The following is a 13,963-nucleotide window of genomic DNA, read 5'->3' as shown; positions in this document are numbered from 1 at the left end:
ATTAATATGTTTATTGGTTCAAAACTCCAGGCCCTACGAGAATTAAACGGCTATACACGTAAAGAATTAAGTGATGTCATTGGCGTCACCCAGCAAGCTGTCTGGCAATACGAAAACGACAATGTCATGCCGAAAATAGAAATTCTAAACACATTTCAAAAAATTTTTAACGTCGAAATGCTCTTTTTAATAAGCGGGAGCGCCCCGAAACACGTTGTCCATGAAGAAAAAATAGCCTTCAGAACATCTGACCATTCAAGTCGCAAAAAGACTAAATTAGAAGCACGCTACTTAGACTTTGCCGATGACCTGACAAGTTATTTTGAACAGTTCGTCCGCACCAGCCCCACCGGATTTGATCAGCTTCAAAAACTGGTCCATCAGTTGGTACTAAATCAGCATGAGCCTTCACCGATTCGCAAAGTGGCAAAAGTAGCACGAAATTTTTTAAAACTTCAGGATAATCATGACTTAATGGCCAAGCTTGAACAAATAGGCATTTATATTGTTGAAAAAGATCTCGGTAGTGATATTGATGCCTATTCAACGATTGCTGACAGCGGCCGTGCCTGGATTGTATTGGGTTCCATCAAGAAATCAGCAGTTCGGCGTAATTTTGATCTTGCCCACGAATTAGGTCATTTACTGCTCCACACGACGCTTGATTTCGATGAATTAACCACCTCCAAATATAAGCAAATTGAGCACGAAGCCCACACATTTGCCGCTGAATTACTTCTGCCACTTGAAGACTTTACACATGATTTCAAGGCGCTGTATCGCCGTTCAAATCCTGATTATTACCTTGACTTAAAACGTAAATATCAGGTTTCAATTGTTGCGATGGCCATGCACGCCTATGATCTTGGGCTGATGAGTTATCAAGAACAACGCTATTTCTTTGGGCAACGCAACAAAAAAGGATACCGGTTAATGGAACCTCTAGATGATCAGTTGATCCCAGTACGCCCCGGAAAATTGCGTGCTTTGATCACACTGTTGTTTAATCAGCACATACTAACGCTCAATGATTTTTATCAAAGACTACATGTCCGACCTACATTTGTCACCCGCCTTTTTGCTCTGGATAGTAACTTTTTTGAGAAATATCAGCCACAGCATCAGTATGTGAATCACCATAATGTTATTGCGTTCCCGCAGTCTTTCAATAGAAATTCAAGCATTTAATCTGCCATGTTTGGGTTACTGTCATCATCCCTAACCAATTGAAAACGAGTGAGTCTCTGGAGAATAAAAAACGGAGATTCACTCGTTTTTGGTTTCACGTGGAACTTTTTCAAAAAATCTTAACATCCGGTTTTTGGTCAAATCTGTTATTTCAACCATCAACTTGACGCCAAGACTCAATTGGCATAGTCGAACTGGTGGCAGTGTTTGCCCCTGTATATTCTTATGATTTTATAAACGTTTTTATCATTACGAGCTAGTTTCTTAATCAACCAAACATCATGAACTTCACAAAGTTTATGGTTGGACGTTAACCAATTCAATCCGTATACTGACACCAACAGCACGGTGACGAAATACGTTTTCACGGAGGCAGCATGATGAAAAACAGACAGAACAAGCATAAAGGCATCTCACAACGACTGGTCATTATCGGAATCGGCGTTTTGGCAGTCATCGTTGTTACGATTATCTTTTTCGTAACTCAGCAGAAGCAAACAAAACCGACAACTGCGCCAGCTACCCTCACGACTTATCAGGTGAAACGCCATGAATTGCGGTTATCCGGCCAGGTACAAGCTGTCCGTTCGCAAAAGATCGATATTCCAGAAGGCACCGTCCAAAATCTCACCGTCAAAAACGGGGACACAGTCGCGGAAGGTCAACAGTTATTGACGGTCTATCATCCCGATGTCCAGCAAAAGATTACCACTGCCACGCAATCACTTGCAAAACAGCAACGCAGCCAAAAGCAATTGGATGACCAAATTAACCAACTGAAAACATCGCTGAATCAACTGGCTGCAGACGATCCACAAAAATCCGAGATTCAGTCACAACTCACGGAAGCCCAAAACAGTCGCCAGGATGCGGCTGCAAGTGTTGATCAAGCCACACAGGAGCTGAATCAATTGCAACAGGATCTAAACACCGTCGTTAAAGCGCCTTTTGCCGGCCGCTTATATATCGACTATCAATCAAATGGCAGTCAAAGCATCACGGAAACCTCTTCAGACATGGAGGCAGTCGGCGAAGTGTCCGAATTTGATTACAATGATGTCAAAGTGGGACAAAGCGCTACCGTCCAGGCACTTTCAACGAAGACGAAACAAACAACGGCGATTGATTTTATTAGTAGTGATCCCGCCAAATCCAGTAAGCCAAATCTGGCTAAATATGAAGTGACGGCTAAACTGGATCAAGGCTTCCTCAACGGTCAGTCCGTCAGCATCATCTTGCCATTAGGCGGCCTCGAGATCCCTAAAACCGCTGTCCGCCAAGGTTCTGTCTATAAAGTCGTCAATGGTCGTGCTGTCCGGACTAAGATCACTTATACCAAAAAAGACAACATGTATGAAGTGACTGAAGGTCTCGACAGCGGCGATCGCATCCTCCAAAGTCCGACCAAATCAATCAAAAACGGAGCGAAGGTGACTGTCGATGATTGACCTTCAAAATGTCAATAAGAGCTACGGCCAAGGTGATACCGCTTTTCACGTTCTCAAGGACATTAATCTGCACATCGACCAAGGCGAGTTTGTCGCGATCATGGGGCCTTCCGGATCCGGAAAGACGACACTGATCAACATCATTGGATTTCTTGATACGGCATTTGAGGGCAAATATCTTTTTGAAGACGAAAATGTCGCCAACTTCAATGCCACAACCGCTTCACATATGCGCAATCGTAATGTCGGCTTTGTTTTCCAAAACTTCAGTCTGATCCATAATCTGAATATATTTGAAAATGTCCTCATTCCTCTAAGTTATGGTGGTAAGCGCCGATCAGAGGTTAAAGGACGAATCGCCGAGCTGCTCGATTCGGTTGGCCTTCCGGGAGTCGAAGATAAGCTGCCGCGCAATTTATCCGGTGGCCAGCAGCAACGTGTGGCCATTGCCCGAGCGCTGGCGAATTCGCCGCAATTTCTGATTGCCGATGAACCGACCGGCGCTTTAGACAGCCATACTTCAGAAGATATTATGCAACTTTTCAAAAAACTGCACCGACAAGGCGGTACGATCATTATGGTCACCCATGATGAACATGTGGCGCTGGAAAGTGACCGTATGATCAAGGTCCTGGATGGCCAGATCATCAGTGACACGGAGGTGGCCCATGCGACTAACTGAGCTGATTCGAATTTCTTTTCGCGCATTGGCAGCTAACAAGCGGCGCAGTTTCCTGACCATGCTGGGGATTATCATCGGTATTGCCTCAGTGGTGACCATCCTGTCGTTAGGTAACGGCATTAAAGCGGCGACGGTTAAAAACCTGCAAGCAGATACGCAGGGACAACAAACTGCCGAAATCACCTTCAATCCCAACAGCAGCGGTGACGCCGATGCAGGCTTTAAGGAAAGCGATGTCGCCCTTGCCAAGCAAACCGCACCGGATAAAATCCAAAAAGTCGTCATCAAACATGAAAAAGAACGTCTGCAAGTCATGGGGCAATTAGCGAATGCCGACACTACCATGTCAGTGACTTTAGTGAATAAAACCAAACCTAACATTTCGCTTATCGCCGGATCCGGTTTTAATCAGGATTCCTTACAAGCAGACGGTCAGGACGCCTTGATTTCCAAGAATCTGGCCAAAAAGATTTTCCATGGTAATTCTGCCGCTTTACACTCTTCACTAATTCTAGGCACTAAAAGCTACAATATCGCTGGCGTTTTCAGCCCACCCAAGTCTAATTATTCGGCATTAGACGTCGAAGTTCTGGTTCCGGAAAAAGCCTATCGCGCCGGTCAGCTTTCACAAGAAGGACGCAAACTTGCCATCACCTACAAACGCGGCAGTGATGTCGGCCAACTGACCAAAAATGTCGTGAAGCAGTTAAAGAAATCCGGCAGTGAACATCGCAGCGGCAGCTATGAATACTTCGATTACGGCGAACTGCTTAAGGGAATCGGTAACGTCATCAGCGGCTTAACCTTGTTTGTCAGCGCCATTGCCGGAATTTCCCTTTTGATTGCCGGTGTCGGCGTCATGAACATGATGTACATCTCGGCCTCAGAACGTTCGCAGGAAATCGGGATCAGAATGGCAGTCGGTGCCACACCGGCCGAAATTATGAAACAGTTTCTGCTAGAGTCTGTGATGTTAACACTGACTGGTGGCATCATCGGTCTACTTGTCGGAGCCATGGATGCGTGGCTCATCGCCATGTTCCTACCCTTCAAACCGGTTGTCACGGTTGGCTCGATTGTCGGAACCTTTGCAATTTCCAGCATCGTCGGGATCGTCTTCGGCTTGCTACCGGCAAAAAGTGCGGCTAACAAGAATTTGATTGATATTTTGAAATCGTAGTGTTTGGGTGGCCGCTAGAAACTTACGAAACAAAATGAAGACTGCATAACGAAACCGTCGCGCAAAAGTCGCGACGGTTTTTGCTATCGTAACCCAGATAGCCCGCGGCGGATAACGATGTGGGTTATAATCAGAACACGTCCAACCTAAAGGAGATATCCATGGCGCTTTATCTTTTTCTCAGCTTATTAATTATCGTGTTACTGATTCTGACATTGCTACAGTATCTCAACACCAACCGCATCGTTGATCAACAGCTCACACAGCACAAAATGATGTTTCCCAATCAAATTCGCAGGGCTCGCAGTGTTTACATGCGCGGTATTTTTCGCGCTAACCATCGACAGCGCAACTTACGCACTACTGCCATCGTCTCGGATATCCTCGCTGCCATCTGCTTAGTCAACGCCGTCGTTGTTCACTTTCAACCTGATTCAACGGTTAGCTTGGGAAACTCGTTACTTCGCGGTCAAGCGCTCCATGTTTCTTCACAGCTCAATACAACCATTCAAAACACTTCTTTGTTGATCGGCATGTTACTGGCACTGGTGAGTCGAGTCGTTTGGTTGTACCTGTCACGGTGGCGTTACCAGAAACTAGTTAAAGCAGACAGCGAACACGCCAGCGGCCCCACTGACCTTTTCTGGACGCCCGCTGCGTTACTTCGAAATCAGTATCATTTACAGCTCGGTATTCAAGCTGTGCTCATCGTCGGTGCCATCTTTCTTGCCTTAACCGGTCTATTCGACTGGCTTCCAACGCCAAACAATGCAACATCACAACCACAGTCTCAATCGGTTCCTACATCCCCCAGCTCAAGTCGTACCTCGGCCCCATCAGTAAACACCGAGTCAAATACAAGCAATGCAAGCTCCGGTTCAACACCGCAAACCACGCAGCCAACCTACCCGATTGATGACATGAAAAAGGCACCACTTGCCCCGGCTGCCGCATTGGCAAACCTGACCGATGCCGACCGAGCTGCCCTACTTTTCACGATGTACTGGACCATGAACGGGTTACAGACTTATCAAGTGGCTGAATATGCCAACAGCACCGATGAAACATACAGCTATCATCTGGTATCTGGCGCCAGTGGACAATTAATCGTCTTTTCCGAGACGATTCCGTCTGTGAATCAATCCGATTATATGTTCTACGCCTTTATTCAGGGTGAAACCGTTAAACTCTACAACATGTATCAGTCCAAGCAAGCTATCACCAGTCTCGCCAGCCAGTACAATCTTACTGTGACAGGCACAAGCATTACGCCAAACATGCCGGAGATTCAGGATAGTAACATCAATATGCGGCAACTCATCAGTGCTTTCCTAACAGACCCGGCTTTTGCCAAAATCAAATCAGGGTTAACCCAAGGCGCAGCGGTACCACTGTAAGCTTTTGCGCCTAGTTTTTGCCATAACAAAAGATCCCACCACATGAGCAGAACTCATCGTGATAGGATCTTTTTAATCACTACATTTCTAACAAAACGTTTAACGGTGCGCTTTCCGTTTCCGGCCAGCTAATCCGAATAAGCCGCTCATCGTTGCCAGCAACAATCCCATGAGGCTTAGTGTTTGTGACTGGGTATCGCCTGTTTGTGGAAGTCGATGTTTCGTTCCATTATGCGTGGAAATCTCGGACTGTTGGGTGCCAGTACCTGTATTCGGCAAGTGATGATCCGGCGTATCCGGCGTTGTTCCGGTCCCGGGATCAGGACTTGGCAAGGCAACAATCTCAAAAATAGCCTGCTGCGTGTTAACATTTTTCAACAGATTATTTGGCAACGACGCCTTGATTCGTTGCAGGCCAGATGTGCTGAGAGCTACCGCATAGCTTCCCGGATTAACAGGAGCTTGACCGTCTACAAAGATCAGATCGCCGGCTTGAAGCTGAATTTCAGTTCCGTCACCCAAAACTAACCGATAATAGTCGTCATTCAAAGCGCCTGGCTGGCCATCGTAAGTTTTCTTTTGAAGACCACTGAGCGTTGCAGATATAGGCGCTGGTGTAATGGTGATGGTGCCGCTGAACGTTTGATCAGTAACCTGATAATTAGGACCAATCGCTACGGCCAATTTAGCCAGCCCGCTTGCTGTCAAATGATACGTGTACGTCCCGACATTGACGCTGTCGTTTTCAACTGCAATATCTGTGTTCGTCAAGGCGATCTTTTGAGACTTTTCTGGCAGTTGGACAGTTATCGCTAATCCGCCTGCTTGACTTGCACGAGTGACACCGTTGTATTGGAACTGACCATGATTAACTGTGGCATTCACCGTCAGCGGCGTAATCGTAATGGTGCCGGTCAATCCCGCCAATTCATCTTGATCTAACTCGTAGTTCTTGCCAACAGCCTTCTGTAACTTGGCGATACCGGTTTGGCTCAACCGATAACGATACGTACCTGCTGCTGTGCCGTCATTTGTCACAAGGATATCTTCCCGTGTCAGTTGTATCGTTGCTTTGGCCTCGGCTTGCGGCAGGTAAAGACTTGCCTGTAATCCCGCGGCAGCACTTGCTTTAGTATGACCATCATAAACAAAAGATGTGTCATTAACTGTCACCGCACCGGTAACCGGTTTGATTGTAATCGTACCAGTCAATCCCGCCAAGACTTTGGCATCAAATTGGTAATTATCACCTGATGCCTGACGTAATTTAGCGATCCCGTTAGCATCCAATTTGTATTGGTACTGACCTACGCCCACACCATCATCGGTTACAAGAATGTCTGTGGCGTTCAGATGTACCGAAACAACCTTAGTACCAAGTTTGATGTTGGCAGTTAAGTCGTGTGCCTGACTCGCCTTAGTTTGTCCATCATAACTAAATGAAACATCATTCAGATCAGCTAATGCCGTAGCTGGCGTGATCGTGACCGTGCCGCCAAGTTTGGTTAAGTCCTCCTTTTTGAATTGATAATTAGTTCCTGTTGCCTGGCGTAGCTTTGTCATACCAGCAGCACTTAACTTATAGTCGTACTGGCCAGCATTGACCCCGTCATTGACGACAACAATGTCAGCCGCGGTTAGCGCAACGGTTTTTCCATTTTCGCCTAGTTTGACTGTGGCTTGAATGCCCCGAGCTTCACTGGCCTTGGTCTTGCCGTTATATTCAAATGAAACGTTATTGCTATCTGCTGTGGCAACGGCTGGGGTAATCGTGATGGTTCCAGTGATCTTGGCCAAATCGTCTGCAGTTAGTTGATAGTTATTTCCGGTTGCGGCTTGCAACTTAGCCTTACCAGCATCACTTAGCTGATAGCTGTAATGACCAGCGTTTACATCATCGTTGGCTACAACAATGTCAGCTGACGTCAGGTCAACCGTTTTTTCAGTTTCGCCTAGTTTGACTATAACTTGAATACCCTTAGCTTCACTGGCCTTGGTCTTGCCGTCATATTCGAATGAAACGTCATTGCTATCTGCTGTGGTAACGGCTGGCGTGATCGTGATGGTTCCCGTGACTTTAGCCAGATCGTCTGCAGTTAGCTGGTAGTTATTTCCAGTTGCGGCTTGTAACTTAGCCTTACCAGCATCACTTAGCTGATAGCTGTACTGACCAGCGTTTACGTCATCGTTGGCAACAACAATGTCAGCTGACGTCAGGTCAACCGTTTTTTCAGTTTCGCCTAGTTTGACTGTAACTTGAATACCCTTAGCTTCACCGGCCTTGGTCTTGCCGTCATATTCGAATGAAACGTCATTGCTATCAACTGTGGTGGTAGCTGGCGTGATCGTGATGGTTCCCGTGACTTTATCTAAATCGTCTGCCGTGAGCTGGTAGTTATTTCCGGTTGCGGCTTGTAGCTTAGCTTTACCAGCATCACTCAGCTGATAGCTGTACTTGCCTGCATCTACACCATCATTCACAACAACAACATCAGCCGATGTTAGAGCAACAACTTGTCCAGACTCACCCAGCATAACCGTGGCTTGAATACCTTCAGCTTCACTGGCCTTGGTCTTGCCATTATATTCAAATGAAACGTCATTACTATCTGCTGTGGCAATGGCTGGCGTGATCGTGATAGTTCCCGTGACTTCAGCCAAGTCGTCTGCGGTTAGCTGATGGTCGCTCCCTGCTTCCCTCTGTAACTTAGATTTACCAGCATCGCTCAGTCGATAACTGTACTTGCCTGCATCTACGCCATCCTCCGCAACAACAATGTCAGCCGCGGTCAGGTCAACAGTCTTTTCAGTCCCGTCAATGGTCAAAATCGCTTGAATGCCTTTAGCTTCACTGGCTTTCGTTTTTCCATCGTACTCAAAGTGAGCATCCTTGCCTGTTGCGATTGCTCCAGCAGGGGTGATTGTAATGCTTCCTGAAACCTTATCCAAAACTTCTGTCGTTAACTGATAATTACTTCCTGTTGCCGCCTGTAATTTAGATTTGCCGCTGTCGCTCAGACTGTAAGTGTATTTGCCAACGATTACTCCGTCATTGGCAACGATAATGTCAGCTGACGATAGGTCAACCGTTTTTTCAATTTCGCCTAATTTGATTGTGGCTTGAATACCCTTGGCTTCACTGGCCTTGGTCTTACCATCGTATTCAAATGAAACGTCATTGCTATCCGCTGTAGTGGTAGCTGGCGTGATTGTGATTGTTCCAGCAACCTTAGCCAAACCGTCTGCAGTCAACTGATAGTTATTTCCAGTTGCAGCTTGCAGCTTAGCCTTACCAGCATCACTTAGCTGATAGCTGTACTGACCGGCGTTTACGTCATCGTTGGCAACAACAATGTCAGCTGACGTCAGGTCAACCGTTTTTTCAGTCTCGCCTAGTTTTACCATGGCTTGAATACCTTTGGCTTCACTGGCTTTCGTTTTACCATCATATTCGAACGAAAGGTCATTGCTGTCTGCTGTGACAGCGGCTGGCGTGATCGTGATGGTTCCCATGACTTTAGCTAAATCGTCTGCCGTGAGTTGGTAGTTATTTCCGGTTGCGGCTTGTAACTTAGCCTTACCAGCATCACTTAGTTGATAGCTGTACTGACCAGCGTTTACGTCATCGTTGGTAACGATAATATCGGCCGCGGTCAAGTCTACAACTTTACCAGTGTCCAGCTTGATTGTAGCTTGAATACCCTTGGCTTCACTGGCCTTGGTCTTGCCGTCATATTCGAATGATACGTCACTACTATCAACTGTGGTAACGGCTGGCGTGATCGTGATAGTTCCAGCAACCTTGGCCAAATCGTCTGCAGTCAACTGATAGTTATTTCCAGTTGCGGCTTGTAACTTAGCCTTACCAGCATCACTTAGTTGATAGCTGTACTGACCAGCGTTTACGTCATCATTGGTAACGATAATATCGGCCGCGGTCAAGTCTACAACTTTACCAGTGTCGAGCTTGATTGTGGCTTGAATACCTGCAGCTTCACTGGCCTTGGTCTTACCATCGTATTCAAATGAAACGTCATTGCTATCAACTGAGGTGGTAGCTGGCGTAATCGTGATAGCTCCCGTGACTTTAGCCAGATCGTCTGCAGTCAACTGATAGTTATTTCCAGTTGCGGCTTGCAATTTAGCTTTACCAGCGTCACTCAGCTCATAGCTGTACTTGCCTGCATCTACACCATCATTCTCAACAACAATGTCAGCTGACGTCAGGTCAATCGTTTTTCCAGTTTCGCCTAGTTTGACTGTAGCTTGAATACCTTTAGCCTCACTGGCCTTGGTTTTGCCATCATATTCAAAATCCGTACTATTACTATTAACTGTAGCCGGTGCTGGCGTAATGGTGATTTTTCCGGAATTTTGATTGATGGCAGTTTGATCAATCGTCACGGTATCACCTAGTAACGCTTGTAAACGAGCGAAACCAACGCTGTTTAACAAATAATGGTACGTGCCAACGTTAGCTGAATCTTTTTCAACTAATGAGAAGTCTTCTGAGGTCAGGTTCATTTCTTTCTGAGTGCCATCACTCAATGTCACCGTGACCGCCAAATCTTTAGACTGACTGGCTGTTGTTTTGCCGTCATAAACAAAACCGCTATCGCTCAAATGACCTGTAGCCGTTAGACCGATGATTAATTGTGCCGTACTTGTTCCGGTAAAATCATAACCCGCAGCAGACTGGCCTTCATCATTTGTTAATTTGGCGATCCGTGCCCACGCAGCTTCTGATAATTCCACACTGTAGACGCCAGTTTTAATCAGAGCATCTGCGGCTACCGGCTTACCATCGGCATCAAAGAAATTAAGATCACTTAATTCTAATTTCCCCGCATCAAAACCGTCACCCAAACTCAGTGCAAATTGGGAGACATCGACGGTAATCGGACTTCCTGTTGCGGTGACGGTCTGAGTACCAGTCAAAGCATATGAAGCCGCTAACCGTTGCTTGTAATTGATTTTAGCAGAACCGCTTTCTGCACCATAGGTATAGGTGACCACATAAGTCGTTGGCTGGCTATTATCCACATGACCGGTGACAACCCCATTTTTATCCTTAGATGCTACCACATTGCCTTTTTCATCCGTCACTGACCAAGTCAACTCACTCAATGGAACCTCAGTACCGTCGCTTTTAATCGCGTTTTCAAAATTCAGTTCCGGCTTCCATACCTGGCCAGTAAATAGGCTGATGTCATGGGCACGAATCACTGGATCATCGAGATGAACAATGTAGTGGCCTGTGTAGGTAACACCGTCTTGCCCTTTCAAAGACCAATCGAAATTAAATCCCTGCGTCTTAGCTGGCATTTTAAACGACTTACTTGCCGTATCAAAAGTTACCGTAGCGCCATTAACTCCTTTGATGTTTGAAACAACGATGTTTTGGTGGGTCACTCCGGAAATGGCCACATCAAAGAAATCACTTAGACTTACGTGCGCCGAGTCTGTATAGGCATCGGCATTCTGCTCCAAAGCATCCGGGGTTGTCGGCTTGGCTGTCGCTGCTTTCAGCACAGTGATCCGGTTATTCGAAAAAGCATCATTGCCAATGGTTGGCGTGCCCTCAACAACAACTTTAGGAATCAAATTAGCCTTAAATGCCTTGGCGCCAATACTCGTAACACTGCTTGGTATCGTTTGCGCATTTAAAATAACATTGGCTTCAAATGCTTCCTGGCCAATCGTTTTCAGTCCATTTCCTAACGTTAAATTACTGATAGAGTTGTAAACAAATGCATACTTACCGATGTCGGTCACGCTGTCAGGAACATCGAGTGCGTCCTGGATCTGGTTATAGCCAAAAGCAGTGTCACCGATTGTCTTTAACCGATCATCCAGAACCAGTTTTGGAATTTTATTCCCGACAAAGGCCGCATTTCCGATCGTTAATAGCTTAGGTGGTAACGTGATCGCATTGTTAATCGTATTGTAGGCAAACGCACTATCACCAATTGTTTCGAGCGCCGTGGCCCGAGTAAAGTCAACATTTTCCAACGGGCCAAATTCAGTAAAGGCCAGATTACCAATTGATTGCAATTTGGGTCCAAACGCTACTTTCACAAGCTTCCCGCCATAAAACGCCTGATCACCAATCTGCTCCAGCGAATCGGGTAAGTTAATCGCCGTAGCAGTGGAAAATGCAAACGCCTGAAATCCGAGAGTTGTCAATTGACTGTTTTCTGCAACTGCGATCGTTTTAACTTTCGAACCATAAAAAGCCGAGCCGCTGATTGTTTTGACATTAGCTGGCAGGTTCAACACTGCTATTTGAACGTCCGTAGTATCATTTTCAGCGTTACTCTCTGTTTTTTTGGTATTTTGAATAAACTGAAAAGCGCCATCTGTAATATCTCGAACATCAGGACCAAGGGTTAGTTGGTCAGTATAAAGATGATAAAATGCCTCATGATCAAGGGTGGCTACATTGACTGTTACGTGATCCGCCGTGGCAAATCCAAACGCGGTCTTATCGAAAGTGGTTTGGGCGCCATCAATCGTGATTGTCGCCGCCTGAATCCCATAAAAGGCAATTTCACCAATGGCAGGTGAGCCGCTCACCGTGACATCTCCGGTTACTTTGTCATAAGCGAATGCGGACTTGCCAATAGTTTTTGCGCCATTAATTGTAAGATTACCAGTGAATACAGCACCACCAAAGGCACCTTCATCAAGCGTCGTTAGATTGTCCAACGTCAACGAATGCGCCTTTAAAGTGGCGAATGCATTTTTTCCGATCGTCTTTGCACGATTAACGGTGACATCCCCAGCAATATTGGCAGATTCAAAAGCAGACTCGCCAATATCGGCTTGACCATCAATTTTTAAAGATGAAGCTGTAAGACTAAAGAATGCCTGTGCCTCTATAGTCTGAGCGTCTGCAATCGTTATATCTTTCACGTTAGCAAAATAAAAGGCGCGCTCTGAAATGTTAGCCGTCTTCTTCAGCGTGACTGACCCTGCCTTAATTCCGGCAAATGCGGCTTTGCCGAGACTTTCTGCATTTTCAATTGTAATGTTGCCCGTAAACTGACTGTATGCAAAAGCATTTTCGCCAATGGACGTGACAGTATCAGCCACGTTAACATTACCCAAATTATTAAGCGTTGCAAAAGCGCCATTGTTAATCGCCGTCACTTTAAAAGTTTGGCCATTATAGGTAACAGACGCGCCAATGTTAATATCGGTGACATTGGCGTTGGCGCGGCCGGTAACCGTTGCTGTACCGTTTGCCGTATCAAGACTGTAGGTATAGTCGCCAATGGTCTGCGTATTTTCAGCAGCTGTTGCATTGGCCGGAGCTTGCGTGTTGACCTGAGTTGTTGTTGCCGATTGTGCTGCTAAGGATGCTTGTGACGATGCAGATGAAGCCGCCGATGATGCTGCGGCCGAAGTTGTCTGAACAGCTGCGGATGCAAGTGAGCGGTCTTCTTGGGTCACCGTTTGCGGTTTGACTGCTGCTGAATCTGTCGCTAGCGATTTCGAATCGGTTGCATCACTCGTGCTTGCTGCTGAATCGCCGGTTGACGCTACAGCTGAACTAGCGGTGCTTGATGCAGATGACTGGGTTGCAGAACTAGCAGCATTGACAGCCGCACTACTTGAAGCAGCCGCTGTATTTTGCGTTGCTGTACCGGCTGGCTGTGGGTTACCAGTCGCTGTTTTTGCAGTCGTTTCTGCTGTGGCACCGGACTGACTGGTAACGGCTGTCGTTTGTGGGGATTTGCTGTCAGCGTGAACCTCCTGCCCCGGTTGAAAAAACGCGGGCATCAATAATAATGCCGTGCCTGCAATTAGCCAGCGCTTCTTGGCCTTGTACATTCGAAACCGTACATGTACGGTTTTTTCTGCTTGTTGAATGGACTGTACCCGTTTAGAACTATGTTTCACGATCAAGAATCCCCCTTATGATCTACAACATCTGCAGGCTAAGAATTTCAAAAACCCAACCCGTTACCACTATAGGTCATTATAATTAATCTTATTGAATTTTATAACAGAATAATTATTTTTTCCAACAATAATAATCGGCTTATTCAGGGATTTCGTCAAT

The 13,963-nt window shown here is 46.2% G+C and carries 6 protein-coding genes; 5 read left to right on the top strand and 1 reads right to left on the bottom strand.

Translation table 11 applies throughout. The annotated features are described in order from the left end of the window. Positions 1-6 precede the first annotated feature (6 nt). The 5 genes from ACWP87_RS09275 (at position 7) to ACWP87_RS09255 (ending at position 5,895) form a co-directional block, all read left to right on the top strand. Positions 7-1,188 carry a spr1629 family repressor/antitoxin gene (locus tag ACWP87_RS09275; RefSeq protein WP_014570242.1) on the top strand — a complete coding sequence of 394 codons (1,182 nt, stop codon included), beginning with the start codon at positions 7-9 and terminating at the stop codon, positions 1,186-1,188. 377 nt (positions 1,189-1,565) lie between these two features. Further along, a complete protein-coding gene (locus ACWP87_RS09270; RefSeq protein ID WP_014570243.1) occupies positions 1,566-2,636 on the top strand; it encodes an efflux RND transporter periplasmic adaptor subunit in 1,071 nt (356 codons plus the stop codon). After that, positions 2,629-3,318: an ABC transporter ATP-binding protein gene (locus ACWP87_RS09265; protein WP_005685721.1), complete on the top strand. Its 690-nt coding sequence runs from the start codon at positions 2,629-2,631 to the stop codon at positions 3,316-3,318. The genes ACWP87_RS09270 and ACWP87_RS09265 overlap by 8 nt, the downstream gene beginning before the upstream one ends. Next, a complete protein-coding gene (locus ACWP87_RS09260) occupies positions 3,305-4,498 on the top strand; it encodes an ABC transporter permease (protein WP_005685720.1) in 1,194 nt (397 codons plus the stop codon). The genes ACWP87_RS09265 and ACWP87_RS09260 overlap by 14 nt, the downstream gene beginning before the upstream one ends. Positions 4,499-4,659: 161 nt before the next feature. Next, a complete protein-coding gene (locus ACWP87_RS09255; RefSeq protein ID WP_005685719.1) occupies positions 4,660-5,895 on the top strand; it encodes a hypothetical protein in 1,236 nt (411 codons plus the stop codon). 99 nt (positions 5,896-5,994) lie between these two features. On the opposite strand, the gene ACWP87_RS09250 is transcribed toward ACWP87_RS09255, so the two are convergent. Beyond that, on the bottom strand, positions 5,995-13,800 hold the full coding sequence (locus ACWP87_RS09250; RefSeq protein ID WP_005685718.1) for an MBG domain-containing protein: 7,806 nt from the start codon (positions 13,798-13,800) through the stop codon (positions 5,995-5,997). Positions 13,801-13,963 lie beyond the last annotated feature (163 nt).

It is taken from the genome of Lacticaseibacillus sp. 22 (genome assembly GCF_055413445.1).
Note: the sequence above shows the minus strand (reverse complement) of the source record. Positions and strands in the feature narration are given on the sequence as shown.

Coding starts and splice junctions, on each gene's coding strand:
- ACWP87_RS09275 (WP_014570242.1), top strand. CDS start 7: ATGTTTATTGGTTCAAAACTCCAGGCCCTACGAGAATTAAACGGCTAT.
- ACWP87_RS09270 (WP_014570243.1), top strand. CDS start 1,566: ATGATGAAAAACAGACAGAACAAGCATAAAGGCATCTCACAACGACTG.
- ACWP87_RS09265 (WP_005685721.1), top strand. CDS start 2,629: ATGATTGACCTTCAAAATGTCAATAAGAGCTACGGCCAAGGTGATACC.
- ACWP87_RS09260 (WP_005685720.1), top strand. CDS start 3,305: ATGCGACTAACTGAGCTGATTCGAATTTCTTTTCGCGCATTGGCAGCT.
- ACWP87_RS09255 (WP_005685719.1), top strand. CDS start 4,660: ATGGCGCTTTATCTTTTTCTCAGCTTATTAATTATCGTGTTACTGATT.